Origin of the sequence: Microbacterium oleivorans, assembly GCF_023715745.1 — a bacterium.
GTDB lineage: Bacteria > Actinomycetota > Actinomycetes > Actinomycetales > Microbacteriaceae > Microbacterium > Microbacterium oleivorans_D.
In genome coordinates this window covers 51,065-76,689 of the sequence record NZ_JAMBOV010000007.1, presented here as the reverse complement: position 1 = coordinate 76,689, position 25,625 = coordinate 51,065, and the positions used below count along the sequence as shown (strand labels likewise).

At 71.3% G+C, this 25,625-nt stretch carries 23 protein-coding genes; 8 read left to right on the top strand and 15 right to left on the bottom strand.

The features are described 5' to 3' along the window. Nucleotides 1-25: 25 nt before the first annotated feature. Complete coding sequence (gene dcd / locus M3190_RS14800) at nucleotides 26-631, top strand: dCTP deaminase (RefSeq protein ID WP_217528540.1); 606 nt, start codon at nucleotides 26-28, stop codon at nucleotides 629-631. A 6-nt stretch (nucleotides 632-637) separates the two neighbouring features. Here the strand turns inward: dcd and M3190_RS14795 are convergent, their stop codons facing one another. Then, nucleotides 638-1,153: a hypothetical protein gene (locus M3190_RS14795; protein WP_251583396.1), complete on the bottom strand. Its 516-nt coding sequence runs from the start codon at nucleotides 1,151-1,153 to the stop codon at nucleotides 638-640. 141 nt (nucleotides 1,154-1,294) lie between these two features. Here M3190_RS14795 and M3190_RS14790 point away from each other — a divergent pair, with 141 nt between their 5' ends. Both M3190_RS14790 and M3190_RS14785 read left to right on the top strand, forming a co-directional pair. Beyond that, a complete protein-coding gene (locus tag M3190_RS14790) occupies nucleotides 1,295-1,804 on the top strand; it encodes a MarR family winged helix-turn-helix transcriptional regulator (RefSeq protein ID WP_251583394.1) in 510 nt (169 codons plus the stop codon). 70 nt (nucleotides 1,805-1,874) lie between these two features. Further along, nucleotides 1,875-3,542, top strand: a complete 1,668-nt coding sequence (locus M3190_RS14785) for a BCCT family transporter (RefSeq protein WP_251583392.1) — start codon at nucleotides 1,875-1,877, stop codon at nucleotides 3,540-3,542. A gap of 15 nt (nucleotides 3,543-3,557) precedes the next feature. Here the strand turns inward: M3190_RS14785 and M3190_RS14780 are convergent, their stop codons facing one another. From M3190_RS14780 to M3190_RS14765, 4 genes are read right to left on the bottom strand one after another with little or no spacing between them, the layout of a single operon-like run. Continuing rightward, on the bottom strand, nucleotides 3,558-6,500 hold the full coding sequence (locus M3190_RS14780; RefSeq protein ID WP_251583390.1) for a glycoside hydrolase family 2 TIM barrel-domain containing protein: 2,943 nt from the start codon (nucleotides 6,498-6,500) through the stop codon (nucleotides 3,558-3,560). Beyond that, nucleotides 6,497-7,255 carry a glucosamine-6-phosphate deaminase gene (nagB, locus tag M3190_RS14775; RefSeq protein ID WP_251583388.1) on the bottom strand — a complete coding sequence of 253 codons (759 nt, stop codon included), beginning with the start codon at nucleotides 7,253-7,255 and terminating at the stop codon, nucleotides 6,497-6,499. The genes M3190_RS14780 and nagB overlap by 4 nt, the downstream gene beginning before the upstream one ends. Continuing rightward, a complete protein-coding gene (locus M3190_RS14770; protein ID WP_251583386.1) occupies nucleotides 7,252-8,196 on the bottom strand; it encodes a BadF/BadG/BcrA/BcrD ATPase family protein in 945 nt (314 codons plus the stop codon). The genes nagB and M3190_RS14770 overlap by 4 nt, the downstream gene beginning before the upstream one ends. Then, on the bottom strand, nucleotides 8,189-9,340 hold the full coding sequence (locus M3190_RS14765) for an ROK family transcriptional regulator (protein ID WP_251583384.1): 1,152 nt from the start codon (nucleotides 9,338-9,340) through the stop codon (nucleotides 8,189-8,191). The genes M3190_RS14770 and M3190_RS14765 overlap by 8 nt, the downstream gene beginning before the upstream one ends. A 199-nt stretch (nucleotides 9,341-9,539) precedes the next feature. On the opposite strand from M3190_RS14765, the gene M3190_RS14760 reads away from it, so the two are divergent. Then, nucleotides 9,540-11,888 carry a glycosyl hydrolase family 95 catalytic domain-containing protein gene (locus M3190_RS14760; protein ID WP_251583382.1) on the top strand — a complete coding sequence of 783 codons (2,349 nt, stop codon included), beginning with the start codon at nucleotides 9,540-9,542 and terminating at the stop codon, nucleotides 11,886-11,888. A 59-nt stretch (nucleotides 11,889-11,947) separates the two neighbouring features. Beyond that, on the top strand, nucleotides 11,948-12,583 hold the full coding sequence (locus M3190_RS14755) for an NADPH-dependent F420 reductase (RefSeq protein ID WP_251583380.1): 636 nt from the start codon (nucleotides 11,948-11,950) through the stop codon (nucleotides 12,581-12,583). A gap of 81 nt (nucleotides 12,584-12,664) precedes the next feature. On the opposite strand, the gene M3190_RS14750 is transcribed toward M3190_RS14755, so the two are convergent. Together M3190_RS14750 and M3190_RS14745 are read right to left on the bottom strand one after the other, a co-directional pair. Then, the gene (locus tag M3190_RS14750) at nucleotides 12,665-14,071 is read right to left on the bottom strand and encodes an MFS transporter (RefSeq protein ID WP_251583379.1); all 1,407 of its coding nucleotides are present in this window, start codon (nucleotides 14,069-14,071) and stop codon (nucleotides 12,665-12,667) included. A gap of 68 nt (nucleotides 14,072-14,139) precedes the next feature. Beyond that, nucleotides 14,140-14,937, bottom strand: a complete 798-nt coding sequence (locus tag M3190_RS14745; protein ID WP_285876476.1) for a response regulator transcription factor — start codon at nucleotides 14,935-14,937, stop codon at nucleotides 14,140-14,142. 240 nt (nucleotides 14,938-15,177) lie between these two features. Here M3190_RS14745 and M3190_RS14740 point away from each other — a divergent pair, with 240 nt between their 5' ends. The 3 genes from M3190_RS14740 to M3190_RS14730 are packed head-to-tail and all read left to right on the top strand — an operon-like array spanning nucleotide 15,178 to nucleotide 19,271. Next, nucleotides 15,178-16,842: a GspE/PulE family protein gene (locus M3190_RS14740; RefSeq protein WP_251583377.1), complete on the top strand. Its 1,665-nt coding sequence runs from the start codon at nucleotides 15,178-15,180 to the stop codon at nucleotides 16,840-16,842. Continuing rightward, nucleotides 16,829-18,040: a type IV pilus twitching motility protein PilT gene (locus M3190_RS14735; protein WP_308222260.1), complete on the top strand. Its 1,212-nt coding sequence runs from the start codon at nucleotides 16,829-16,831 to the stop codon at nucleotides 18,038-18,040. Before M3190_RS14740 ends, M3190_RS14735 begins: the two co-directional genes overlap by 14 nt. 1 nt (nucleotide 18,041) lies before the next feature. Continuing rightward, entirely contained in the window at nucleotides 18,042-19,271 is a 1,230-nt protein-coding gene (locus M3190_RS14730; RefSeq protein WP_251583374.1) for a type II secretion system F family protein, read from the top strand. On the opposite strand, the gene M3190_RS14725 is transcribed toward M3190_RS14730, so the two are convergent. The 8 genes from M3190_RS14725 to M3190_RS15450 form a co-directional block, all read right to left on the bottom strand. Beyond that, nucleotides 19,272-19,940, bottom strand: coding sequence for a hypothetical protein (locus M3190_RS14725; RefSeq protein WP_251583373.1), 669 nt, complete (start codon nucleotides 19,938-19,940; stop codon nucleotides 19,272-19,274). Next, the gene (locus M3190_RS14720; protein ID WP_251583372.1) at nucleotides 19,937-20,590 is read right to left on the bottom strand and encodes a PilN domain-containing protein; all 654 of its coding nucleotides are present in this window, start codon (nucleotides 20,588-20,590) and stop codon (nucleotides 19,937-19,939) included. The genes M3190_RS14725 and M3190_RS14720 overlap by 4 nt, the downstream gene beginning before the upstream one ends. Beyond that, complete coding sequence (pilM, locus tag M3190_RS14715; RefSeq protein ID WP_251583371.1) at nucleotides 20,587-21,606, bottom strand: type IV pilus biogenesis protein PilM; 1,020 nt, start codon at nucleotides 21,604-21,606, stop codon at nucleotides 20,587-20,589. Before pilM ends, M3190_RS14720 begins: the two co-directional genes overlap by 4 nt. After that, nucleotides 21,606-22,439 (bottom strand): prepilin peptidase, encoded by an 834-nt coding sequence (locus M3190_RS14710; RefSeq protein ID WP_251583365.1) that lies wholly within the window; start codon nucleotides 22,437-22,439, stop codon nucleotides 21,606-21,608. Before M3190_RS14710 ends, pilM begins: the two co-directional genes overlap by 1 nt. Next, the gene (locus M3190_RS14705) at nucleotides 22,436-24,034 is read right to left on the bottom strand and encodes a hypothetical protein (RefSeq protein WP_251583363.1); all 1,599 of its coding nucleotides are present in this window, start codon (nucleotides 24,032-24,034) and stop codon (nucleotides 22,436-22,438) included. The genes M3190_RS14710 and M3190_RS14705 overlap by 4 nt, the downstream gene beginning before the upstream one ends. Continuing rightward, the gene (locus tag M3190_RS14700; protein WP_251583361.1) at nucleotides 24,025-24,648 is read right to left on the bottom strand and encodes a PulJ/GspJ family protein; all 624 of its coding nucleotides are present in this window, start codon (nucleotides 24,646-24,648) and stop codon (nucleotides 24,025-24,027) included. The genes M3190_RS14705 and M3190_RS14700 overlap by 10 nt, the downstream gene beginning before the upstream one ends. Further along, entirely contained in the window at nucleotides 24,645-25,067 is a 423-nt protein-coding gene (locus M3190_RS14695; protein WP_251583360.1) for a type IV pilus modification PilV family protein, read from the bottom strand. The genes M3190_RS14700 and M3190_RS14695 overlap by 4 nt, the downstream gene beginning before the upstream one ends. A 76-nt stretch (nucleotides 25,068-25,143) precedes the next feature. Further along, nucleotides 25,144-25,530: a type II secretion system protein gene (locus M3190_RS15450; RefSeq protein ID WP_285876472.1), complete on the bottom strand. Its 387-nt coding sequence runs from the start codon at nucleotides 25,528-25,530 to the stop codon at nucleotides 25,144-25,146. Nucleotides 25,531-25,625: the final 95 nt, after the last annotated feature.

The window sequence follows — 25,625 nt, the reverse complement described above, 5'->3', positions numbered from 1 at the left end:
CGCGGCGCGCCAGTAGGCTGGCCGCGTGCTGCTCAGCGACCGCGACATCCGACTCGAGATCGACGGAGGCCGCATCGGCCTCGACCCCTGGGATCCGGCGATGGTCCAGCCCTCGAGTGTCGACGTGCGGCTCGACCGCTACTTCCGGCTGTTCGACAACCACAAGTACCCGTTCATCGACCCGGCCGAGGATCAGCCTGAGCTGACGCGCCTGATCGAGGTCGCCCCCGACGAGCCGTTCATCCTGCACCCCGGCGAGTTCGCGCTCGGCGCGACGTTCGAGCAGATCACGCTGCCCGACGACGTCGCCGCACGGCTGGAGGGCAAGAGCTCGCTGGGTCGCCTCGGACTCATCACGCACTCCACGGCCGGGTTCATCGACCCCGGCTTCTCGGGGCACGTCACGCTCGAGCTGGCGAACGTCGCGACCCTGCCGATCAAGCTGTGGCCGGGGATGAAGATCGGGCAGTTCTGCTTCTTCCGCCTGAGCTCGCCGGCCGAGAACCCGTACGGCACCGGCCCCTACAAGAACCGGTACCAGGGGCAGCGGGGGCCGACGGCATCCCGCTCGTTCCAGAACTTCCACCGCACCGACGTCGGGACGACCGACGCCGGTGCGAAGGGGAACTGACCGGGCTCAGTCCTGCTGCGCCTGCGCGTAGCCGCGGCTGAAGCCGCGCTCGTACGCCTCGGCGACCGCCGGATGCGGGGCGAAGCCGGTGCGCTCGCCGCAGCCGTGGCCGTGGTGGCCGTGCCGCTCGTGGTGTCCGAAGCGGCCGGGCTCGCCGTGGGCGAATCCGGGGTGCGGCAACCGGCCGCCGAAGCCCGGACCGAAGCCGCGACCGAAACGGCGACCGAACGGGCCGCGCGGGCCGCGGTGCTCCCGACCGGGACGAGGCGGCATAGGCTGGGACTCGTCCCAGCCGAGTTCTCGGGCGATCGCGTCGAGCGAGCGGACCATCGCGTCGAGGTCGTCCTGCGGGACGGCGGCGGTGATCCGGTCCTGCACGCCGGCGACGATCTCGTCGCGACGAGCGGATGCCTCGGGCCCGGCCTCGTCCAGCTGTCGGCGCACCTCGCGGGCGAGCAGACGGTGGACGAGCTTGAGGCGGAAGCCGAGGGGCAGGGTGTGGTTGTCATGTGGGGTGTTCATGGGGTGTCCTTCCGGGACGTCGTGTCACCGGCGGGCTTTCCGCGATGACCATTGCATGTCAATGTGCAAGTACATGCAGTGTGACATGCATACGTGACGCATGTCAAGTGACATGTATGCCTCAGCGGGCGGTATCGTCAGATGGTGACGGATCCGACCGGCGACCTCGACGCGCTCCTCGCGGCGTTCGCGCAGATGCGCCCCCGCGGCGGTCCACACCGGGCGCACGGTCCGCACGGCCGAGGCCCGCACGAGGGGCCTCCGCCCTGGATGCGCGGCGGACCGGGCTTCGGTCCGGGCATGCGGATGGCGGGCGCGCCCGCCCGCATCCGCCTCCTCGACGCCCTCGTCCACGCGGAGCACCCGCTGTCGGTGAGCGAGATAGCCGACGCCATCGGCGTCGACCAGCCGCGCGCCTCGCGACTGGTCCAGCAGGCGGTCGAGATGGGGCTGGCCGCCCGCGAGGCGGATCCTGACGACGCCCGCCGCACCCGCATCGCACTGACATCCGAGGGCCGGCGCCGCGCGGGGGACTTCCGCGGTGAGCGGCGCGAGCGGCTGACCCGCGCGCTCGCCGACTTCACCGACGACGAGCGCGCAGAGCTCGTCCGCCTGCTCGGCAAGCTCGCGGCATCCTGGCCCCGCGACTGACCCGGTAACCCGGAGACCGGCGCCGGCGCAAGAAGGTGAGCGGATGCCGGGGCCTCAGTAACCTGGCGGGATGTCCGACAGCGCCCCTGTGTCAGAGACCGCCACGACCGCGACGGGAGTGCGGGCGAAGCCGAGCGTCTGGGTGATCGCCCCCGCGGCGATCGTCGCGGTCGTCTTCAGCGCCTTCGCCATCGCGTTCCCCGCGCAGGCGGAGGCGTTCTTCGGGACGATCCAGGGCGCCATCATCGACACCTTCAGCTGGTACTACGTCCTCATCACGGCGTTCTTCGTCGCCTTCTGCCTCTTCCTCGGATTCAGCCGCTTCGGCGACATCCGTCTGGGCAAGGACGACGACAAGCCCGAGTTCTCGACCGGGGCCTGGTTCTCCCTCCTGTTCGCCGCGGGGATGGGCATCGGACTCGTCTTCTACGGGGTGAGCGAGCCGCTCAGCCACTTCGTCGACCCGAAGCCGGGTGTCGAGGGCACCCCCGCGCAACTCGCGCAGTCGGCCCTGACCCAGACGTACCTCCACTGGGGTGTGCAGGCCTGGGCGGTCTACGTCGTGGTGGGCATCGCGCTCGCTTACGCCATCCACCGCCGCGGGCGCCCGCTGTCGATCCGCTGGGCGCTGGAGCCCATCCTCGGTCGTCGTGTGCGGGGCGGATGGGGCAACGCGATCGATGCGATCGCCCTCGTCGGCACGCTGTTCGGTGTCGCCACGAGCCTCGGCCTCGGGGTGCTCCAGATCAGTTCCGGTCTCGACAGCGCGGGCATCATCGCCAACCCCAGCCTGCTCGTGCAGGTCATCATCATCGCGGTCATCACGACCGCGGTGCTCTTCTCGGTGCTGTCGGGGGTGACCAAGGGCATGAAGTGGCTGTCGTCGCTCAACCTGATCCTCGCCGGATTGCTCCTGCTGTTCGTCCTGTTCACGAACGACACGTTCTACCTGCTCCGCGAATGGGTGCAGTCCATCGGCTCGTATCTGCAGGATTTCATCGGCCTGAGCTTCAGCGTCAGCGCGTTCCAGGGCGCCGAAGGGCAGGCCTGGCAGGCGACCTGGACCTCGTTCTACTGGGGCTGGTGGATCTCGTGGGCGCCGTTCGTGGGCATCTTCATCGCGCGGGTGAGCCGCGGTCGCACGGTCCGGGAGTTCGTGATGGGGGTGCTCATCGTGCCCACCCTCGTCGGCGTGCTCTGGTTCGCGGTGCTCGGCGGCTCGGCCATCAAGCTCGAACTCGATCAGCCGGGGACGATGACCCAGGGCGACGGCTCCGTCAACGTCGAGGGCGCCCTCTTCCAGCTGTTCGAGAGCCTCCCGGCGCCGCTCCTGCTGACCGTCGGAGCGCTCATCCTCATCGCTCTCTTCTTCGTCACCTCGGCGGACTCGGGCGCCCTCGTCATGGGCATGATCGCCACCGGCGGCGACCCCGAGCCCAGCAAGCCGGTGCGCACCCTGTTCACCCTCATCACCGCCCTGCTGGCCATCGCCCTCCTCATCGCGGGCGGTCTCACCGCCCTGCAGACGGCGGCGATCATCATCGCCTTGCCGTTCAGCGTCGTCATGCTGCTCATCTGCTGGGCGACGGTCGTCGCGTTCCAGCGCGAGAGGCGCATCTACGAGAAGGCCGAGCGCGCCCAGCTGCTGGAGCACGTCGGCGAGCACTACGGACTCGAGGTCGAGTCCGAGAACGAGCGCGGCATCCGCATCCCGTGGATCCGGAAGCGGGGCGACTGAGCCCCGCCCCCGGACTCAGACGGTCTCGAACAGCAGCGCGAACGACGCGTCGCGCGCGGGCAGTCGGTACCGCGGCAGGACGCCCGGACCGCAGGTCGCCGTCCCCACGCCGGACTGTGCGATGTCGATCGAGACGTGCGTCGCGGTCGGCTCGGGCAGCAGCGACGCGTGCGAGGTCGTGCTGAGCGTCGCGCGGTCCCACGGTGACACCGTGAGGGCGACGCCGGCGTCCAGCGCCTCGCCGCCGACAACGCTCACCCGCACGGCACCTTGCGTGGTGCGGATGACAGCCGTGCGCACACCGCGTCGCGATCCGCTCTCCTGCGGGCGGACGTGGGGTGTCACGAGATCGTCGGCGCCCGCTTCGAACCAGCCGAAGTGCACGCCGGAGTCGGTGTCGGGGTAGCTGGGTCCGGGACCGAGGCCCGCGAAGTCCATGCCGAGCGGCGCGCCGGCGAGGGCGACGTCGACGCCCAGGCGCGCCCAGTCGACGGTCCACGAGAACGGCGCCTTCTCGATCCACGAGTTGTCCCACGAGCCGATGCTGCGCAGGTCCAGATCGAGCAGCAGCCCTTCGGGCACGCGCGACCAGCGCCAGAGCGCATCGACGCCGCTGTCGAACGACGGCGCGCCGACGCGGGTGTCGACGGTCAGGGCCGCGGCATCCGCGTCGATGCCGCGCACCCGGGTCTGCATCCGGTCGATCCGCGCCAGCGCCCAGCGCTCCGCCATGGGCGGGAGAGTCGGCTCGTCCCAGCCGGGGAACAGGTCGTTGTCGGTCGGCGCGCGCCAGATCCCGATGCCGGGGCCCTCGACGACGTCGAGGGAGCCGAGGCGCAGCGGCCGGCCGCGCCGGTCGAACTCGTCGGCGCGCGGAGAGGTGCCGGGGCCGACCCGCGGGACACCGGCCGCGACGTGCTGACCGGTCGCGACGACGTGTCCGGCGGGGGCCCAGTCGGTCTCGTCGCGGAGGCCGGCGGCGACGGTCAGCACATCGGCGACGCGCGACCCGGACACCGACCGAGCCTCGACGGGCAGTGCGACCTCGCCGCGCTCTCGCGGTCCGACGGCCGGGACCGCCAGCTCGCCCCGGGCCACGACCTCTCCGTCGACCTCGCGCCGCCAGGTGAAGGCGAGGCGGTCGGTGTCGACGTGGTCGTAGCGGTTCTGCAGCCGGATGCGGCGACGGTCGGCATCCACCCCGATCACGACGGGCGCGATGATCGCGGCGTAGTCGACGAGCCCCGGACGGGGTTCGCGGTCGGCGCTGATGAGTCCGTCGATGACGAAGTTGTGGTCGTGCACCGACTCGCCGAAGTCCCCGCCGTAGCGGAACGCGCGTCGGCCGTGCTCGTCCTCGATCGCGATCGCGTGCTCCACCCACTCCCAGATGAAGCCGCCGGCCAGTCTCGGGAACCGTTCGTACAGGTCCCAGTACTCCTTCACCCCGCCGGGGCTGTTGCCCATCGCGTGCCCGAACTCGCAGTGCACGAACGGCAGCGAGCGGCGGCGGAGCTCGGCGGCGCTGATGTCGGCGGGCGGGATCGCCTCGGCCTCCTCGCCGATCTCGCGGACCTCGTCGTGCGACGCGTACATCCGCGAATACACGTCGGTGTCGCGGCTCGAGCGGTCGCCCTCGTAGTGGAGGAGGCGGGTCGTGTCGTTCTCGCGCACCCACCGCGCCATCGCCCGGATGTTGCAGCCGGCGCCGGACTCGTTGCCGAGCGACCACATGATGACACTGGGGTGGGTCCGGTCGCGCGTGACGGTGCGGCGGATGCGGTCGACGAAGGATGCCTCCCACGCCGGGTCTTCGCTCGGGTTGCCGCGCCACGAGACGTACTCGTACTCGTGTGTCTCGAGGTCGCACTCGTCGATGACGTAGAGGCCGAGCTCGTCGGTCAGGTCGAGGAACTCCGGGTGCGGCGGGTAGTGCGAGGTGCGCACGGCGTTGATGTTGTGCTGCTTCATCAGCACGAGGTCGCGCCGGGCGAGCTCGGTGGTGTGCACGCGGCCGCGTTCGGGGTCGTGCTCGTGGCGGTTCACCCCGCGCAGCATGATCGGTCGTCCGTTGAGCGTCAGCACGCCGCCCTCGGCGCGGACGCGGCGGAAGCCGACACGCACCGACACGGTCTCGGATGCCGTGCGGAGGGTCGCGTCGTAGAGGCGCGGCGTCTCGGCGGACCAGGGCTCGACGGCCCCCGCGTCGACGGTGCTGCGGCCCGCCGCGACATCCGTGCGGATCCCCAGCTCGGGAATCTCGAGCACAGCGTCGGCGGACGTCGTCACCTCGACCGTGCCGTGCCCGGTCTCGTGGTCGAAGTCGCCGGTCAGGACGGCGTCGTCGATGCCGCCGATCGGGCGGGCGAGCAGGGCGACGCTGCGGAAGACACCCGGCAGCCACCACATGTCCTGGTTCTCGAGGTACGTGCCGTCCGAGAACTGGGCCACGCGCACCGCGACGACGTCGCCCTCGCCGGTGAGCGCGTCGGTGACGTCGAACTCGTGCGTGAGCCGACTGCCGCGGGTCGAGCCCAGGCGCTTGCCGTTGACGAACACGTCGGCGGCGGACTCGATGCCGTCGAAGCGCAGGACGACGCGGCCCCCGGCATCCGTCACCCGTCGGATCGCGTCGTCGACGTCGATGCGGCGCACGTAGTCACCGACCGGGTTCTCATCGGGCGGGTAGGGCGGGTCGATGGGGAACGGGAACTGCACGTTCGAGTAGGCAGGGGTGCCGAACCCGCTCATGTTCCAGTGCGACGGGACGCTGATCTCGTCCCAGCCGTCGGTCGCGCCGGACGTCCAGTCGTCCTGCGGGGCCAGGGCGGGGGAGGGCGACAGGCGGAACCGCCAGGGTCCGTCGAGCGACTGCGTGGGCGCGTCGGAGCGCAGGCGCGTGCGCGGCGGGAGCGAGCCCTCGCCGGGGCCGATGCGGGCGACGTCGAACGTCGTCACGGGGCGACCTCGGCGGACAGCGATGCGGGGCTCAGCCGCGACGCGGCGGCCGCGTCGAGGACGAGGGTGACGCGGTCGTGCCGCTGGAGGAAGGATGCCGGCAGGTCGACCGTCTGCGGGCCCTCGACGGCGCGGGCGACGGCGTCGGCCTTCGACTCGCCCCACGCGATGAGGACGATCTCGCGGGCGTCGAGGATCGTTCCGATCCCCTGTGTGAGGGCGTGAGTGGGGACCTGGCCGGCGTCGCCGTCGAAGAAGCGGCTGTTGTCCGCGACCGTGCGCGGTGCCAGCTCGACGACACGTGTGCGCGAGTCAGGAGCGGAACCCGGCTCGTTGAAGCCGATGTGGCCGTTGGCCCCGATGCCGAGGATCTGCAGATCCACCCCGCCGGCTTCGGCGATCGCCGCCTCATAGCGCGCGGCGGCCTCGGCGGGGTCGGCGGCGGAGCCCTCGGGGACGTGCACGCGTGAGGGGTCGAGGCGCAGGGGCTCGGTGACCTCGCGCGCGATCACGGAGTGGTAGCTCTCGGGGTGGTCCACCGGCAGTCCGACGTACTCGTCGAGCGCGAATGCCGCGGCGCGCGACAGGTCGAGGCCGTTCTGCACACGCGCGGTGAGGGCGCGGTACAGCGGCTGCGGGCTCGACCCGGTCGCGACGCCGAGGACGGGAGCGGGCCGGTCGGCGATCGAGGTGGCGACGATCGCCGCAGCGATCTCGCCGGCGCCGGCGGCATCGGGGGAGAGCAGGATCCTCACGAGAGCACCTTTCGGGGGGAGAGCTGGTCGCGGCGGGCGGCCGCGAGGGCGAGGGCGCCGACGACGGGTGGTTCGTCGAGCACATGCAGGCGGAGCGCACCGTCTCGGGTCCTCAGCTCGGTGCGCAGGAGGTCGGCGAGCAGCGGTTGCGCCGTCATGACGCCGCCCGCCGCGATGACGTCTGAGCCACGCGCCCCGCGACGACGCACGGCGACGACCGCCTCGGCGAGGTGGACCGCCGAGGCGGCGATGACCTCGCGGGCGATCGTCGAGCCGTCCGCGACGGCCGCGAACACCTGCGGCGCGAATTTGCCCCAGGACGCCTCGCTCGCGCCGGCCTGGAAGCGCAGCGCGAGGTCGACGTGGTCGACCGCCTCGAACGCGGCGAGGAATCGAGCCCCGAGCGGGTCGGTCATCGCCGCCGCTCCGCGCTGGTCGACGGCGCGCAGCAGACCGACGGCCGCGCGCCGCGAGATGCCGGGTGCGCTCGCATCGTCGGCGATGAGCCAGCCGTAGCCGTCTGCGGTCACCGGCGCGCCGTCGGCGTCGAAGCCGACGATCACCGATCCGGTGCCGGCGATGACGCACACGGCGGACTCGAGTCCCATCGCCGGGGCGAGGAGGACGCCGTCGTTCAGCATCTCGACGTGCCCCGGCATCCGTTCCCCGAGCAGGGCCGTCGCCTGCAGGCTCTGCCGCGTGCTGTCGATGCCGTGTGCGCCGACGATCGTCACCTCGGGGACGGCGCCGACCGTGTCGAGGACGAGCCGCGCGAGCCGATCGAAGTTCGCGAGGTCGTCAAAGATCGCGCCGTCGCGCCAGAGCTCGCTCGGCACGATGCGATCGACGGTCTCGCCGGCGACGCGTGCGCGCAGGTGCGTCTTCGTCCCCCCGACGTCGACACCCACGAGCGTTCCGGTGGTCTCGGTGAGGTCAGGCAAGGTACACCGCCCCTTTCACGTGGTCGATGATGAGCTGCCCGATGCCGACGAGGGCGGCGTCCTCGCCGAGCGCCCCGACGACCAGGGCGGGCGGCCGGGGGATGCGTCCGTCGAGGCGCCGGGTGACACCGTCCACGAGCAGATCGGTGCGCCGCGGCAGACGGCCCGCGAGGATCACCACGCGGCAGTCGAGGATCACCGACAGGGCGGCGACGGACATCGCGATGTGATCGAGCAGCCGCTCGGCCCGCTCGCCGCCGGCGGCGCTCTCGTCGTCGAGGACGGCCATGGTGGATGCCTCGCCGCGAGCGGCCCCGAGGCTGAGGACACGCGTCTCGAGGTCGCCGCCGGCCGCCCGGGGTGCGGCGAAGGCCTGCGGATCGGTGATGAGGTAGCCGATCTCGCCGGCTGCGGCGCCCGCACCGCGGACGAGGCGATCGCCCGAGACGATCCCCGCACCGACGCCGATCCCGAAGACGAGGGCGGCGAGGTCGCCGGTGCCCTGCCCGGCGCCGCGGGTCCATTCGCCGATCGTCACGGCGTTCGCGTCGTTCTCGACCACGACCGGGAGTCCCGTGCGCGCCTGGAGCAGATCGCGGGCGGCGAGCCCGTTCCACTCGAGCTCGACCGAATCGCTCACGGAGCCGTCGGCCCCGACGACGCCGGGGACGGACAGGCCGACCCCCTGGGCGGGGCTGCCGAGGTCCGCGGCGGCGCCGACGAGGCGCTCGGCGAGCATGCCGACCCCCTCGAGGCGGGAGGAGGCCGTGAGATGCCCGTCGGCATCCTGCAGCGACCGGACATCGGTGTGCCGGATCTCACCGTTCAGGTCGATGAGCGCCCCGCGCGCCACGGCGGAGGTGACGTCGACCGCGACGACCGTGCGCGCCTCGCCGAGGTGCCGGTAGCGGTGGGTCGGGCGACCGATGCCGCCGTTGTCGCGCTCGACGCCGAGGAGGCCCTCGTCGACCATGCGGGCGCAGAGGCGGTGCACGGTCGCCGACGCGAGTCCGGTGGCCGCGACGAGCTCGGCGCGGCCCAGGGGGCCGGCCGCGAGGGCGTCGAGGATCGCGGTGCGGTTGATGCGGGTGACGTCGGCGTTGGTCGCCGTGCCCCTGCTCGCCGCTGCCCGATCGCCGCTCACGGATTCCCTTCCCCGCCTTTTCGTCTTACTCTGAGATAAAAGCAGACGGATGCCGGGGGCGCAAGGCCGGCCGCGGCACCGTCTATCGTCGGAACGGTGCCCTCGCCGGCGCGCATCCCGCGCGCGAGGGCTCATGCCCGTCGCGGCCCCGCATCCCCCCGCTGCGGCATCCGGCCGTCACCGGCCGAGAGGAAACCCCATGACCGAGCACGTGCTGTGGTACCGCCGTCCCGCCGAGACCTGGAACGAGGCGCTGCCGCTGGGCAACGGAGCGCTCGGCGCGATGTGCTTCGGCGGCGTCGCCGACGCCCTGCTGCGCCTGAACGATGAGACGGTGTGGTCGGGCAGTCCGGCCAGTGAGCTCGCGGCGCCGATCGTCACGGCGGAACAGGCCCGAGAGGCGCTCGCTGCCGCCCGCGAGGCCGTCGCGGACGGCAGGGAGGACGAGGCGGACGTGCTCGTGCGCCGCCTGCAGCACCGTCACGCCCAGTCGTTCCTGCCGTTCGCCGATCTGCGCCTGCGCATCGACGGGGCGGATGCCGCCGAGCTCACCGGGTACCGGCGAGAACTCGACCTGGCCACCGCGACGCACTCGGCCGACGGCCGCCTCGACGGCAACCGCGTGCATCACCGCACGTGGATCAGCGCGCCCCATCAGGTGCTCGTCCACGAGCTCGAGAGCGATGACCCGATCGACGTGCGCGTCGAGATCGAGACCCCCCTGCGCGAACTCGGACGCGTCGAGAACGACGCCGCCACGACGCTGCTCGTCCAGGTCCCGTCGGATGTGACGCCGCCGCACGACGAGGTCGACCAGCCGATCGTCTACGACGAGGACGCGCCCTCGGTCCGCGGAGCGCTGCACCTGCGGATCCTCACCGACGGCACCCTCGTTCGCGGCGGTCGGGTCCTGCGGGCTACGCGGGTGACCGTCGTCCTCGCGACCGCGACGACCTTCACCGGGATGGGACGAATGCCCGAGGGCACCGAGCGCGCCGCGGCGCGACGTGCGACCGAGCTCGTGAACGCGGCCGTCTCGGACGGTCTCGACGAGGTGCGCACCGCGCAGCTGCGCGACCACGCCCGCCTCTACGACCGTGCTGAGCTGACGCTCGCGCCCGCGCCCGAGGCGGATGACCTCGACACCGCCGAACGGCTCCGGGCGCTGGGCGAGGGCGGTGCCGTCGACGTGGCGCGCGACCCCGGCATGGCGGCGCTGCTGTTCCACTACGGCCGGTACCTGCTCGTCTGCTCCTCCAGGCCGGGTGGCCTGCCGGCGACGCTGCAGGGCATCTGGAACCAGAACGTCCGCCCCGAGTGGAGCTCGAACTACACGACGAACATCAACGTCGAGATGAACTACTGGGCGGCGCACACGACCAACCTCAGCGAGACGGAGGAGCCGCTCCTCGGGCTGCTCGACGCGCTGGCCGACAGCGGCGGGGAGACCGCGCGCCGGCTGTATGACGCCCCCGGCTGGGTCGCGCACCACAACACGGATGCCTGGGGTTACACCCAGCCCGTCGGCGACGGCCGGCACGACGCCGCGTGGGCCTTCTGGCCGATGGCGGGTCTCTGGCTCGGCCTGCATCTCGCCGAGCGCGAGGCGTTCGGTGTGACCGACCGCGCGGAGCGCCTGCGCGCGTTCCGGCTGCTGCGGGGAGCGACGGCCTTCGCCCTCGCCTGGACGACGGTGTCGGAGGAGGGCCTGCGCGGCACTGCGCTGTCGACCTCGCCCGAGAACGTCTTCCGCACCGCGAGCGGCGGCTCGGCGGCCGTCTCGGAGTCGGCGACTCTCGACGTCGTCCTGCTGCGCGCCCACCTCGACTCCTTCGTCCGTGCCGCGCATCTCGTGGGCCAGGAGGACGATCCGCTCGTCGCCCAGGCGATCGAGGCCCGCGCACAGCTCCCCGAGATCCCCGTCGTGGACGGGACGATCGCCGAATGGCCCGGCGGACGCGAGGCGGTCGATCCGCGCCACCGTCACCTCTCGCCCCTCGTGTTCGTCTACCCCGGGACCGAGCCGCTGACGGACGAGCTCGCGGCCGCGGCGTCCCGCTTCCTCGATCTGCGCGAGGACGAGTCCACCGGCTGGTCGCTCGCATGGAAGATCGCCCTCCGCGCCCGGCTCGGCCAGCCCGAACGCGTCGCCGCGCTGCTCGAGCTGGTCTTCCGCGACATGTCCGTCGATCGCGGGGACCAGTCCGGCGGTCTGTACGACAACATGCTCGCCGCGCACCCGCCCTTCCAGATCGACGGCAACCTCGGCTACACGGCCGGGCTCGCCGAGTGCCTGCTGCAGTCGCACGGCGACACGATCGACCTGCTCCCGGCGCTGCCCGCGGCTCTCGGCGCCGGCTCGGTGCGGGGCCTCGTCGCGCGCCCCGGCATCGAGATCGACCTCGCCTGGGACGCCGACGGCGTCGTCACCTCCGCGCGGGCGAGGGCCCGCTCGACGGATGCCGAGGGGGTCCGCACGTTCCGCAGCGGCGACCAGCGGATCGAGGCCCTGGTCGGCTCGACGTGGAGCGTGCTCATCACGGAGTGATCGGCATCCCCCAGTCCCCGTTCGGGAATGCCCACGGTGCCGTGGCGTTTCCTCGACACATGACACACGTAGGAATCATCGGCGCAGGAAACATCGGCTCGGCCATCGCACGGGTGCTGGTCGCGCAGGGCCATCAGGTCGCGATCGCCAACTCTCGCGGCCCCGAGACCCTCGCAGGACTCGTGGCCGAGCTCGGCGAGAACGCGCAGGCGATGACCGCCGCGGAGGCCGCCGCCTTCGGCGAGTGGGTCGTCGTGACGGTGCCGCTGAAGGCGATCGACGACCTGCCCGTGGCGGAGCTCGCCGGGAAGATCGTCGTCGACACGAACAACTACTACTGGGAGCGCGACGGGCACATCGCCGAGCTCGACGAGAAGAAGACCACGACCTCGCGCATGCTGCAGGAGCGTCTGCCGCAGTCGACCGTCGTCAAGGGCTTCAACCACATCCCGGCCGCCGACATCGCCACGACAGGCGCGCCGGCCGGCTCGCCGAACCGCCGCGCCCTCGCCACCGCGAGCGAATCGCAGGACGGCGTGACCTTCATCACCCGGCTCTACGACGACTTCGGCTTCGACACCGTCAACGTCGGCGGGCTGGACGAGAGTTGGCGCGTCGAGCGCGACCAGCCGGCCTACGTCGTGCGGCAGAACGCCGACGAGTTGCGCGAGAACCTCGCCCGCGCCGAGCGCTGACCCCCGGCATCCGCTCGCGAGCCGACGCGAACGGCGCTCATCCGCTGCGGATGGATGCCGAATGCGTCGGCTCGCGGTCGTTCAGCGCAGGTGAGCGGGGCGGGGCAGCTTGACGAAGAGCATGAGGACGAGTCCGAGCACCAGGACGATCGCGATGCCCAGGATGCCCCAGTAGGTCGCCCCGAAGGCGGCGATGAAGAGCGTCCACATCGCGGGGGCGAGGAAGCTCACGACGCGGCCCGTCGTCGCGTACAGCCCGAACACCTCGCCCTGCATGTGCTCGGGCGTGACCCGTGCGAGGAGCGACCGGGTCGATGCCTGGGCGGGGCCGACGAAGGCGCACAGGAGCAGCCCGAGGATCCAGAACGGCAGCTTGCCGGCGTCGTGCAGCAGGAACACGGCCAGGGCGGTGACGACGAGGCCGCTGAGCGAGACCAGGATGATCGCGCGGGCGCCGTACCGGTCATCGAGGCGTCCGGCGACGACGGTCGAGATCCCGGCGACCAGGTTGGCGGCGATGCCGAAGAGGATCACCTCGTTCGGCGAGAACCCGAAGGCGACGGCGGCGAGGACACCGCCGAAGGCGAAGACGCCGCCGAGGCCGTCGCGGTAGACGGCGCTCGCCAGAAGGAACCATGCCGTGGGACGGTGCGAGCGGAACAGGTCCCTGATGGAACGGAAGAACTCGCGGAACCACGCCGTGAACCCGAGCGGAGGCGTACCGGCGGGGGCAGGAGGTTCCGGAACGTTGCGGAACAGCGGGATCGCGAAGGCGACCGTCCACACGGCGCAGCCGACCGCGATGAGGCGGTAGGCGAGCCCGTTCGACGTGTCCAGCCCGAACCACTCGGCCGCGTTCAGCACGACGACCGCGACGAGGGCGAGGATGCCGCCGATGTAGCCGAGTCCCCAGCCGAGCCCCGACACCTTGCCGACCGTCCGCGGCGTCGAGACGCTCACCAGCAGAGCGTTGTAGTTCACGCCGGCGATCTCGGAGGCGACGGCTCCGAGGGAGACGAGGATCGCGCCGACCCAGAAGAACGACGGTTCGGCGAACACGAAGAAGAGGCCGAACTGCAGGAGCGCGAGGACGGCGGTCGCGATCAGCAACCAGCGCTTCTTGCGGCCCTTGCGGTCGGCGACCTGCCCGAGGATGGGCGCGAGCAGCAGGATCGCGAGCCCCGCGAGGGTCGAGACGAGGCCATATCCGCTCGAGAGCTCGGCGAGGGCGGACTCCTTGATCGGGTCGTCATCGGCGAGCCGGGCGACATCCTCGGGCAGGAACGTGTCGGACACGAGGTACAGCGACACGAAGACGAAGGTCAGGATGACCGAGTTGAAGGGCTGCGTCGCCCAGTCCCACATCGCCCACGACACGACGCTCTTCCGGGCGACGGGGCGCTCCTCGAGGTCCTGGAACATCACGGGCAGGGCGCCGCTGTCGGCGGTGGCGGGGATCTCGGGCGTCCCGCCGGTGGAACGCGTCATGAGGCGCACACTACCCCGCGCACCGGTCCTCCTGGTGACGCGGAGGTCACCCGGCGGTTCCCCACCACTCAGCCGGCCGCGGCCTGCACCAGGACCGTGCTCGCCACGCCGAGGGGCGCCAGCCGGTAGCCGAATCCGCGGACGGTCTCGATGCACTGCGGCGCGCGCGGGTCGTCGGCGAGCTTGCGGCGCAGGTTCATGATGTGGACCTCGACGGCGTGCCGATCATGAGCGGTGATGTGGTGACCGCTCTGGCCCTGGCTCTCACGCAGCATGAGCGCGAGCGACGACTTGCTGAACACCTGATCCTTGGCCCGCAGGAACGTGTGGAGCAGATCGAACTCGGAGCGCGTCAGCTCGCACTCGACACCGGCGATGTCCACTCGTCGTGACCCCGGGAACAGGCGCAGAGCACCGTGCTCGATGACCGCCGGGTCGGACAGCACCGCCGTCGTCGGAAGGAGGGAGCGGGAGCGCCGCATCAACGCGTCGATTCGCGCTCGGAGCGCGTAGGGCCCGTACGGCTTGACGACGTAGTCGTCCGCGCCGGAGCGGAAGGCTTCGACCGCCGCCGACTCGGAATCGTCGTCGGCGAGGACGATGACGAAGCCGTCGGAGAACTCGCGCAGCCGGCGCACGGTCTCGAAGCCGTCGATGCCGGGGAGGTCGGTGCATACGACGACCAGATCGGGTCGCTGACGCTGGGCGACGACGATCCCGCTGTAGCCGTCGCCCGACTCCTGCGTGACGAAACCCTGCTGACGCAGCGTGGTCACGAGAGCATTCCGGAGGGAGGCATCGGGATCGATCACGAGGGCGGTCCGTGCGTGGGGGTCCGACAACGGATGTGCGGCAATGGGTCGCATGCGGGAGTGTCTTTCGGCGCTGGGGGGCGAACGTCGATCGCCGGCTTCGCCGACGACGCACTCTATGAACATGAGTAGATTCTCATTTTTCTCAGACGACTCATAACTCCCACCAGCCCCGCCGGTAACGACTTCCTCAGCTTTTGCTCAAGTCGAGCAGTTCTTGCTCAGATTGGTGGGCCCGGAGGGCGGTGATCGCGGGGGCCGACCTAACGTTGAGGAGTCGTCCGGAGGTGGATCGTGAGGGGAATTGCGCAGACTCTGGTCCTGACCGGAGCCGTCCGGGCCTCGGAACTGGGTGATCTGCTCGCGACCCACGGCGAGACGGACGAGTTCATGCGCCAGCTGGTCGATCGCGGGCTGGTCACCTCCCGCCAGCTCGGGGAGGCGGTCGCGCGCCACACCGGTCATCGATTCCTGGACATCGGCGCAGCGCAGCTCGACCCGGCCGTGGTCGGGCTGCTCCCGGGAACCCTCAGTCGCAAGTATCGGGTCCTTCCGGTGGAACGGACCGGCGACCGCGTCGTCCTTGCGATGGTCAACCCGACGGACATCATCGCGCTCGACGACGTCGCGACGCTGACCGATCTCCGCGTCGAGCCCGTGGTCGTGGCCGAAGACGCCCTGCACTCCGCCTTCCAGCGGTACGTCCGCTCGGACGAGGAACTGTCCGACCTCTCGGCGACCCTCGAGGAGACCGCCGCGACGCACGCCGCCGCGACGGAGGACATCGAGGATCAGGACAGCGACGCGCCGATCGTCCGATTCGTCAACCTCCTGATCACGCAGGCCATCGACGACCGGGCGAGCGACATCCATGTCGAGCCCGGCGAAGCCCACCTCACCGTCCGCTACCGCATCGACGGCGTCCTGCACGAGATGCAGCGCGCGGACCGGAACATCCAGGACGGTGTGATCTCGCGACTGAAGATCATGGCGGCCATCGACATCGCCGAGCGTCGCCGCCCCCAGGACGGTCGGCTGTCGGTCACCCACAGCGGACGCAAGATCGATCTCCGGGTCGCCACCCTCCCGACCGTGTGGGGCGAGAAGATCGTCATGCGGATCCTCGACAACACCGGCGTCAGTCTGTCGCTCGCCGATCTGCGGATGGGCCGCGCGAACCTCCACAGGTTCCGCAGCGCGATCACCCGGCCCCACGGCATGGTGCTCGTGACCGGCCCGACCGGCTCCGGCAAGTCCACGACGCTGTACACGGCGCTGCGCGAGGTCTCGAACCCCGCTGTCAACGTGATCACCGTCGAGGACCCGGTCGAGTACCGCATCCCCGGCATCAACCAAGTGCAGGTCAATGCGAAAGCGGGCCTCACCTTCCAGGCGGCGCTGCGCAGCATCCTCAGGTCCGACCCCGACATCGTGCTGGTCGGCGAGATCCGCGACACCGAGACCGCGATCATCTCGATCGAGGCGGCGCTCACCGGCCACCTGGTGCTCTCGACGCTGCACACCAACGACGCGCCGGGAGCGGTCGCCCGCCTCACCGAGATCGGCGCGGAGCCCTACCTCGTCGCGACGGCGCTGTCGGCGGTCGTCGCGCAGCGGCTCGCGCGTCGCCTGTGCGCATCGTGCCGCCAGCCCTACCGCGAGGACTCGACCGTCCTCGCCCGTCTGGGCGTACCGCACGACCCCACCGACCCGCCCGTGCTCCACCGGGCCGCCGGGTGCCCGGCGTGTTCGGGCACGGGGTATCGGGGGCGCGTCGGCGTGCACGAGGTCATGGCGATGACGGACGAGATGGAGGCGCTCGTCGTCACGCAGGCCGCGGGGTCCGACATGCGCGAGCTCGCGCTGGCGCAGGGCATGACGACGCTGCGAGAGGACGGGTGGTCGAAGGTGCTCGAAGGATTGACGACGATCGAGGAGGTTCTGCGTGTCACAGTCTGAACTGAGGCTACGAGGCGGCGCGCCGTCGACCGGAGCGGATGCCGTGGCCGGCGGGAGCCTGCTCGACGGCATCCTCCGCGCGACCGCCGCGGCCGGGGCGTCCGACACGCACTTCTCGGCCGACGCTCCGGCGCTGCAACGCCTGGACGGGGACCTCACCTCCGTCCGCGGCTTCACCGACGCCATCCCGGCGGCTGTGCTCCTGGACGAGCTGCTCGCCACGATGGGTCCGTCGCACCGCGAGGACTACCGGGCCACCGGCGAGGTCGACCTGTCGTACACCGTCCCGGGCGTCGGGCGCTTCCGCGTGAACGTCTTCCGGCAGCTCGGACAGGTGGCGGCGGCCTTCCGCCTCATCGCTTCGCGGGCGTTCACCCTCGACGAGCTCGGCGCTCCCGCTGTGGCGCGCGACCTGGCACTCCGGCCACGGGGCCTGGTCCTCGTGACGGGTCCGACCGGGTCGGGAAAGTCCACGACGCTCACGGCCATGATCGACGTCATCAACTCGACGAAGCCCGATCACATCGTGACCGTCGAGGATCCGATCGAGTTCGTGCACACCAGTCGTCGTTCGCTGGTCCACCAGCGAGAGGTCGGCTCTGACACCCGGTCCTTCGCCGAGGCGCTGCGGCGCGTCCTGCGACAGGACCCCGATGTCATCCTCATCGGCGAGCTCCGGGACCCCGAATCGATCTCGACGGCGCTGACGGCCGCCGAGACGGGCCACCTCGTCCTGTCGACCCTTCACACGCAGGGTGCGGCGAAGAGCATCAACCGCATCGTCGATGCCTTCCCCGCCCATCAGCAGAATCAGGTGCGCAGCCAACTCGGGGACACGCTCCAGGGTGTCATCAGCCAGACCCTGCTTCCCAAGGCTCAGGGCGGAGGGCGGGTGATCGCGACCGAAGTGCTCGTGTCGACACCCGCCGTCGCCAACCTCATCCGGGAGAACCAGATCTCGCAGCTGTACAACGCCATGCAGGCCGGCGAGGGGCACGGGATGCACACGCTCGACCAGTCGCTGAAGCGACTCGTCGAAGAGGGAGAGGTCGCGGCATCCGTCGCACGCCACTACCTCACCGACGCGCATGTGCTCGACGACGTGCGCGTCCGACCCCGCGACTACGACGCCGAAGCGTGGCTCGCCGCCGCCTCCCCGAGCGCAGCGCGCCCGGCAGAGGACGACTGGGGGATGTGACGTGCCCCTCGAGGAGTATCAGTGGCGCGCGGTGAGCGCCGCCGGCGGCGAGGCCAAAGGCGCGCTCGAAGCGGCGAGCCAGAGTGCCGTCATCGCGAAGCTGAAGGCGCAGGGGCTGACGCCCCTCAGCGTCGTGCCGCTGTCGAAGACCGGGCTGAACCGCGAGATCTCGCTGCCCGGGTTCGAGCGTCGCGTCGCGACGAAGGACTTGGCCGTCTTCGCCAAGCAGTTCGCCGGCCTCATCCACGCCGGCCTGCCGCTCATGCGCGCCCTATCGATCATCGCCGACCAGACGGAGAACAAGCGGCTCGCCTCGGCTCTGGTCGCCGTGCAGAGCGACATCGAGTCCGGACGGTCGTTCTCGGCGGCGCTCGCCGCGCAGCCCGCGGTCTTCCCGCCCCTGCTGGTCAGCCTCGTCAGCCTCGGAGAGACCGGCGGATTCCTCGCGGAGTCGCTCGACGCGATCGCCCGCTCCTATCGCTCCGACGTCGATCTGCAGCAGAAGATCAAGTCCGCGATGACCTATCCGCTCATCGTCCTCGTCATCGCCGTTATCGGGGTCATCGCGATGATCACCTTCGTCGTGCCCATCTTCGAGGGCATGTTCGCCAGCATGGGCGGCGAGCTCCCGGTGCCGACGCAGATCCTCGTCGTGCTCTCTCGGAACATGGCCTGGATCCTCCCCGTGCTGATCGTCCTGTCCATCGCCGGTGCTGTCGGGTATCAGCGGGTCAAGAACACCGATCGGTTCCGCGGCATCGTCGACCCCTTCCTGCTGCGGATGCCGGTGTTCGGCTCCCTGGTGACGAAGATCGCCGTCGCCCGCTTCGCGCGGAACCTCTCGATGATGCTGAAGGCCGGCGTACCGCTCATGCAGGCGCTCGATCTCGTCGGGAGGGCGGCGAACAACAAAGCCGTCGAAGACGCGCTGCAGAGCGTGCGCGAGTCCATCCGACTCGGGCGGTCGTTCTCGGCGCCGCTCGCCAAGGCGGCGGTCTTCCCGCCTCTTGTCGCGCAGATGGTCTCGGTGGGCGAGGAGTCGGGATCGCTGCCCGACATGCTCGAGAGCATCGCGGACTTCTACGAGACCGAGGTCAACGCGGCCTCGGAACAGCTGACCAGCATGATCGAGCCGATCATGATGACGATCCTCGGCCTGCTGATCGGCGGCATGGTCGTCGCGCTCTACATGCCGATGTTCACCATGTACGACCAGCTGGGCGCCCAGTAGTCAGGGACTCGAGAACGCGAGCACCGTCGCCGTCAGCGTCACGCCGTCCTCCGTCGCCTGCGTCACGCTCGCCTGCGTGACGGCGACGGCGCGGGGCCCTGCCCGGAGGGCGTCGAGCACGCGGGTCGCGGCGTCGACGTCGGCCGCCTCGATCACGACGGTGACCGCGATCTGGATGGGAGCGGACGGGTCCGATGCGGCCCCGGCTGCCGTCGCCTCGGGCGTCTCTGCCTCCGTCTGCCCGCCCGGCTCGGCACCGCCCGCCTCCGCGGGGGCGTCAGCTGCGCTCGCCGCCCCGGCCGGATCCGTCGCCTCCTCGGACCGGACCGCGAAGGGCTCCGCCGTCGCCGGCGTGAGGGTGGTGACACGGCCCCCGTGCGCCTCCGCCGCGCTGAGGGCCAGGTAGAGGACGTCGTCGAGATGGGGCGCCGCGGGTATCGCCGCCCGCAGACCCTCGACATCCGCATCGAGCGCCGCCATGTCGGCCGACTGGGAGCGGAGCGTGTCGAGGAGGATCTCCTGCGTGCGGTTCTGCTGCGACACGTCGTCGGCGGCGGAGGCGGTTGTTCCCGCCGCCGACAGCAGGGGCAGTGCGCACACGACGATTCCCAGGACGAGCACGGCGACGGCCGCGGCGGCGCCGATCAGGTTCACGAGCTGCTTGGTCATCGCGCCGCCTCCTCGTCGTAGGCGCCCGAGTAGACCGTCTGATCGAGGTCCACGCGGATGGAGTAGGTGAAGAGGTCCTCCGCCGAGGTCAGCGCCTCCACGTCGGCGGCCCGCATCCCGGTCGACGACCGGACGTCACGGGTCACCTGCACGAAGTCGATGGGGGCAGGGCTCGTGAAGGTGATCGTGCCCGAGACGCCCGTCGCCGTCGCCGGGTCGCCGTCCGGGACGGGAGCGGGGCCGGCGTCGAGGCTGTAGCCGGTGATGCTGACGCCGGGGGGCAGCCGGTCGGCGACGAGCTCGACGACACGACGCCACTCGAGGTCGCCCGCCATGGCGTCCCGCCGCATCCCCTGCAGCGCGGTGCGGTCGGCGAGGGCCTCGCTGACGTCGGAGAGCTCCGCGATGCCGCTGAGCAGAGCGGCGGTACGGGACTGCTCGGTCGCCAGTCGGAGGTCCGCGGTCATCTTGTAGGCGAAGGCTCCGGCGATGGCCAGCACGGCGACGCCCGTGCATGCGAGGCCGACGAGCAGCCAGAGGCGTGCGCGGGCGAGGGTGTCGCGCCGTCGTATCTCGGAGGGGGGAAGGAGGTCGACGCGAGGCAGTGACCCGACCCGGAGGCTGGGGGTGCGCGAGGCGAAGAGGGTCACCGGATGCCTCCCAGGAGCAGCGACGCCGTGCCGGCCATCCGCGTGGCGAGCTCGGGTGCGAGGGCGAAGGTCCGCGAGGTCGCGATGAGGTCGGTCGCGACGACGGGTGCGACCGGCGTCTCGGTGACGCGGGCCACGGCATCGACCAGGCGCTCGTGGTCGGCGTGGAGTCCGGCGATCCAGGCACGGTCGATGGGCACGGCGTCGGGTCGGTCGCGGTAGAAGTTCACGGTCCCCCGAAGGCGGCCCACCAGCTCGATGAGCGCCGCCTGGACGTCCGGGTCGAGTGCTCGCGGTCCGACGGCAGCGGCCCGCCTCGTCCGGCGCAGCGCGGGTTCGGCGTCGGGAGTCGGGGGTCCGTGGGGGGTGTCCGCGTCGGGATCCCCGGCGGGCACGATGTCGAGGGGCACCACGCGGACGAACCTGGGCACCCCGTCCGTCGCCACCACGATGTGGGTCGTGTGCTCGCCGATCCCGAGGAACAGTCCGGTTTCGCCCGGCGCCCCGAGAGCCGCCAGGGCGCGGGCGTAGCCGAAGGCGAGGAGGTCGATCGACGTCGCGCGCAGCTTGGCGTGCGCGAGCGCGCCCACGAGCTCCTCCATGTGCTCCGCGACCGCTGCGACGAGCAGGCCGTGGACGCCCTCTGCATCCTGCCGCGTCGGCACGAAATCGAGTACGGCCTGATCGACGGGGACGGGCAGACGGTCCTGGACCTCGAACGGCAGCGCCTGCCGGATGTGATCGGGATTGCTCAGCTGGGTGGAGTGCTCCCGCACGAGGATGCGGCGATTGCCGACACCGAGCACCACCTCGCGGCTCGAGATGCGGGCATCCGCCCACAGGCGCTGGAGCGCCACGGCCACGGCATCCCGATCGAGGATCTCGGAGTCCTTCGCCGCCCCGGGCGGCAGTGCCACCTCGCCGGCGGCGAGGATCACGGGCGCACGGCCGATCGTCGTCTCGACGGCGCGGACACCCGCCTCCGTGATCTCCAGCGCCACCTGCGTCTTCGCCATCATGCTCCTCCGTACAGCGAGCTGTAGGCCGTGCTCAGGGTGTCCCCGGCGAAGACCCCGATCCACGCGCCGACGACGATCCACGGTCCGAAGGCGATCGCGGTCCGCCGACCGGCGCGCCCGCGGGCCATCAGGGCGATGCCGACGGTTCCACCGACGACGAACGCGGCGAATGCGCCGACGAGAAGCGGTCCCCAGCCGAGCCAGCCGAGCATGAGGCCGACGACCGCGGCGAGGCGGACGTCTCCGCCTCCCATTCCGTCCGGACGGATGAACCTCAGCGCGGCGTAGAACCCGCACAACGAGACCGCGCCGACGCCCGCTCTCAGCAGAGCTCCCCAGTCGGCTCCCGCCAGGCACGCCGCGAGGAGGAGTATCGCGCCGACGAGCAGTGCCGGCCCGGTCACGGCGTGGGGCAGCCGCCGGGTGTCCAGGTCGATGAGCGTCAGGACGATGCCGCACGCGGCGAACCACAGGAATGCGGCGAGCACGAGCAGTCGGGCGGGCAGGGGCGCCGGCGCCGCGGCGGTCATCACCGACCACCACAGGGCGACCGCGGCGAACGCGAGGCCGGTCGTCAGTTCGACCAGCGGATAGCGCGCCGAGATGGTGCCGCCGCACGAGGCGCAGCGGGCGCGCAGCAGCATCCACGACAGCACCGGGACGTTCTGCCACCACAGCACCCGCGCTCCGCAGCCCGGGCAGCGGCTCGGGCGCAGCAGCGAGTGACCGGCGGGGAGCCGGTACGCGACGACGTTGAGGAACGACCCGACGACGAGGCCCAGGACTCCGATGGATGCGACGAACGGCACGAGGAGGTAGAGCGGCGTCATCGTGCCCCCACGTCCCGCCGTGAGACGACGGTGCCGAGCGCGTAGTCCCCGGTCTCCACGACGACGGGCGTCCCGCCGTACCCGCCGTCGGGAGGGGCCATGCCCGGCAGGCCCATGAGCTCGCCCTTGATGGTGATCTGCCCGCCCGAGTTGAAGCCGTTCGTGTACAGCGACCCGAGCAGCACGCCGCCGCCCGAGACCGACAGCCGGCAGGGGGTGTAGACCAGTGAGCGGACGCCCTCGAGGTTGGCGCCGTTGGTGTCGAAGTTGGTCGCCGTCGCCCCGAGCGGGCACGAGGGCTTGCCGTCGGCCACCGTGTCCTCGGTGACGAAGAACACCTTCGGCGCGGCGCCCGCGGCGGATCGCATCGTGAGCCCGGTGGTGTTGAACTTCTTGGCGAGGAGCACGACGTTCGACGCTTTGATCGTCGGCGCGGGGCTGCCCCCGGCGTTCGAGGTCAACTGACTGCAGGCACGGCCGTCCACGACGACCGTGCCGGTGTAGTTGGCGAGGTCCTTCCATCCCTGGTTGGCGAAGGTGCCGTTGTTCTCGTTGAAGTAGCGGCACGAATCCGTCGACATCGTCGAGACGTCACGGAGGGTGATGACGGCAGCGCCCGGCCAGTCGGATGCCCGGTAGACGTAGTCGAACCAGCCGGGCAGGCCCGGAGCGGGGACGGGGCTGATGGAATCGCTCTTCACGACACCTCCGTCGATGCGGCCGCCGTTGATCGACGGCGAGTGCGCCGTCGGGAGCGTGACGCGGCCCTCGATCACGCGGTCGTTGACGGTCACCTCTCCTCGCGCGGTCGCGTCGGCGCGGAACGGCGCGCCGCTCCACAGGAGGTCCAGGGCGCCGTTGACCCGCACGCTCGAGCGCGGGCCTCCCGCCCGCCCCACCGTGCTGTTGATCTTGGACGTCCCGGTGCCGGCCGCCAGGATGTCGCCCAGCACGGTGGTCGCTCCGCCGTTGAAGGTGACGTTGCCCGCGGCGTAGAGGTCGCCCGTGATGTTGCAGCCGTCCGACGACGTGACATCGCCGCCGACGATGAGGTTGCCCGGGATCGTGAGCCGGCAGCCGAATGGTCCTTTCACCGACACGATCTGCGGCTCGTTGCCGCCGTGGGCGAGCAGGGTGACCTGCCCCATGGTCGAGCCCTCGTAGAGCACCAGACCGACGGGCGTGAGCGACGGATCGACGACCTCGGTCGTCTCGGGGACGAGGCTGTACACGGTGCGGACGGTCGCGGACGAACCGTCCGCCGTGCCGATGGCGGTGAGGGTGACCGAGCTCCGGGTCTCGTCGCAGACGACGGTCGCGGTGTAGGACGCGCCGCCGCCGCTGCCGGGGATGTCGCCCGGAGGCACCTCGGTCGCGCAGACCTCGTCCGCTTTGGCCGCTGCGACGGCGGCCGCCATGCCGGCGTCTGCGGCCGACTGGGCCTGCAGACTGCCGCGGACGCCGACGGCCGTGGCCGTCGTGTTCACGACCGCGGCGGACAGCGTCACCACGATGAGGCCGAGCACGAGCGCGACGATGATCACCGTGATGAGGGCTGCGCCGTCGTCGTCGGCCCGCGTGCGGCTCACCAGCATCGCGCGGTCCCCTCGTGGCGGGCACGGACGACGGCCGAACCCGCGACGGATGCCGAGTCGCCGGAACTCAGGCGAGGTTGCTGCGACGTCGACACGGCCAGATTCCACGACGCGCGACCCGCGGCGACGGTGAAGTAGGCGGCTCCCGGAGCCGCAGGTCTCACGCTCTCGGCGAGCAGGCCCCACGCTGCGGTCGGCTGCGGCGGCGACGCGGCTGCCGACAGAGGAGCGTAGGAGCGGGTGCGGAGCTCGAAGAGACCGTCCGCGCCGGAACGGCGGCCGCCGGCATCCGTCGTCTCGAGGTCGGTGACCGCCCAGGCGCGGCACGTCCAACCCGACTCGCCCGTGGCCACGAGGGCGCGCAGCACCGCGCCGCCCGCGGCGGGCGATTCGACCGTGACCGAGGCGGCGGTGCGGAGGCTGGTGGTCAGCGAGGTGCTGATCGCCTGCACCCGCCCGGTGGCGAGGTCGCGGTCACGGGTCGCCGCGGTCGCCTGAAGCGTGGTGGCCAGGATGGTCGCGACGAGTGCGAGCAGGACCGACCCGACGAAGACGGCGATCATCAGCTCGACGAGCGTCATGCCCGCGTCGTCCTCCGCCGGCTCGCCCGTCACGGGGCGGTCACCACGATCTTGGTCGCCATCGTGACGAGGGCGGCGGCGGGGTCGGATGCCGCAGGGTCCCGCACGTCGACGGTGACGGTGAGGGCGGCGGGGTAGGCGGTCGGGCAGCTCGCCGCCGAGGAGCGGGCGACGAGGCCGGTGTCGGCGGGATCGACGGTCGTCGTCGCCGCCGCGCGGACGGCGGCGCAGGAGTTGGCGGCCTCGTCGGGGAACCGGGCCCGCATCGCGGCCAGTTCGGACGAGGCGAACGCGTTCGCGGCGACGCGGTCGCGGTTGCCGGCGCTCAGCGTGGTCGCCTGCACGGCGAGAGGGAGGATCGCCATCGCGATCACGGCGAACAGCAGCATCGCGACGACCACCTCGACGAGGCCGAAGCCCTCGTCGGAGTCGGGGGTGCGCGTGCCGGTCATGGGTGACCTTCGGGGGAGGAGAAGGCGGAGGCCGGGCCGACGCTGGGGGACGTCGACCCGGCCGGGGGTGGTTCGGTCAGCAGCCGGGGCCGGAGCCCTCGATCGGGTCGTCTGCTGGGGCGCTGTAGCCGGACTTCGTTCCTGTGACGCAGAAGTTCTCGATGGTGGCGCCGGTCGCAGGCGTGATCGTCAGGACCACGCCGTCCGTGTTCAGGTTCGAAAGCGACTCGCTGGTGGGCGTTTCCCCCTGCGCGAAGTCGGCCGCGGCCTGGCTGGCGCCATTGGCGATTGCTGTCTCCAGGGTGCCGCGGTTCGCCTGGTCCTGCAGTCCCATGAACACGGGCACGGCGATCGCAGCGAGGATGCCGAGGATGACGACGACGACGATGAGCTCGATGAGCGAGAAGCCGGACTCGCCGGTCTCCTCCTTGCGACGCTTCAGGGCGTCCAGGTAGTTCTTCATGCTTTCTCCGATGCGGTGGGGGCCGACGCGGGTGCGGGGGAGCGCATCCGCCAGGGAATCCACTGTCGCGAGGCCACCTCAGATCGCCGTTACTG

Bases quoted from the DNA above. Each gene is read 5' to 3' on its own strand.
- M3190_RS14795 (WP_251583396.1), bottom strand. From the start codon at position 1,153: ATGAACACCCCACATGACAACCACACCCTGCCCCTCGGCTTCCGCCTC.
- M3190_RS14790 (WP_251583394.1), top strand. From the start codon at position 1,295: ATGGTGACGGATCCGACCGGCGACCTCGACGCGCTCCTCGCGGCGTTC.
- M3190_RS14785 (WP_251583392.1), top strand. From the start codon at position 1,875: ATGTCCGACAGCGCCCCTGTGTCAGAGACCGCCACGACCGCGACGGGA.
- M3190_RS14760 (WP_251583382.1), top strand. From the start codon at position 9,540: ATGACCGAGCACGTGCTGTGGTACCGCCGTCCCGCCGAGACCTGGAAC.
- M3190_RS14755 (WP_251583380.1), top strand. From the start codon at position 11,948: ATGACACACGTAGGAATCATCGGCGCAGGAAACATCGGCTCGGCCATC.
- M3190_RS14750 (WP_251583379.1), bottom strand. From the start codon at position 14,071: ATGACGCGTTCCACCGGCGGGACGCCCGAGATCCCCGCCACCGCCGAC.
- M3190_RS14745 (WP_285876476.1), bottom strand. From the start codon at position 14,937: ATGCGACCCATTGCCGCACATCCGTTGTCGGACCCCCACGCACGGACC.
- M3190_RS14725 (WP_251583373.1), bottom strand. From the start codon at position 19,940: ATGACCAAGCAGCTCGTGAACCTGATCGGCGCCGCCGCGGCCGTCGCC.
- pilM (WP_251583371.1), bottom strand. From the start codon at position 21,606: ATGGCGAAGACGCAGGTGGCGCTGGAGATCACGGAGGCGGGTGTCCGC.
- M3190_RS14710 (WP_251583365.1), bottom strand. From the start codon at position 22,439: ATGACGCCGCTCTACCTCCTCGTGCCGTTCGTCGCATCCATCGGAGTC.
- M3190_RS14705 (WP_251583363.1), bottom strand. From the start codon at position 24,034: ATGCTGGTGAGCCGCACGCGGGCCGACGACGACGGCGCAGCCCTCATC.
- M3190_RS14695 (WP_251583360.1), bottom strand. From the start codon at position 25,067: ATGACCGGCACGCGCACCCCCGACTCCGACGAGGGCTTCGGCCTCGTC.
- M3190_RS15450 (WP_285876472.1), bottom strand. From the start codon at position 25,530: ATGAAGAACTACCTGGACGCCCTGAAGCGTCGCAAGGAGGAGACCGGC.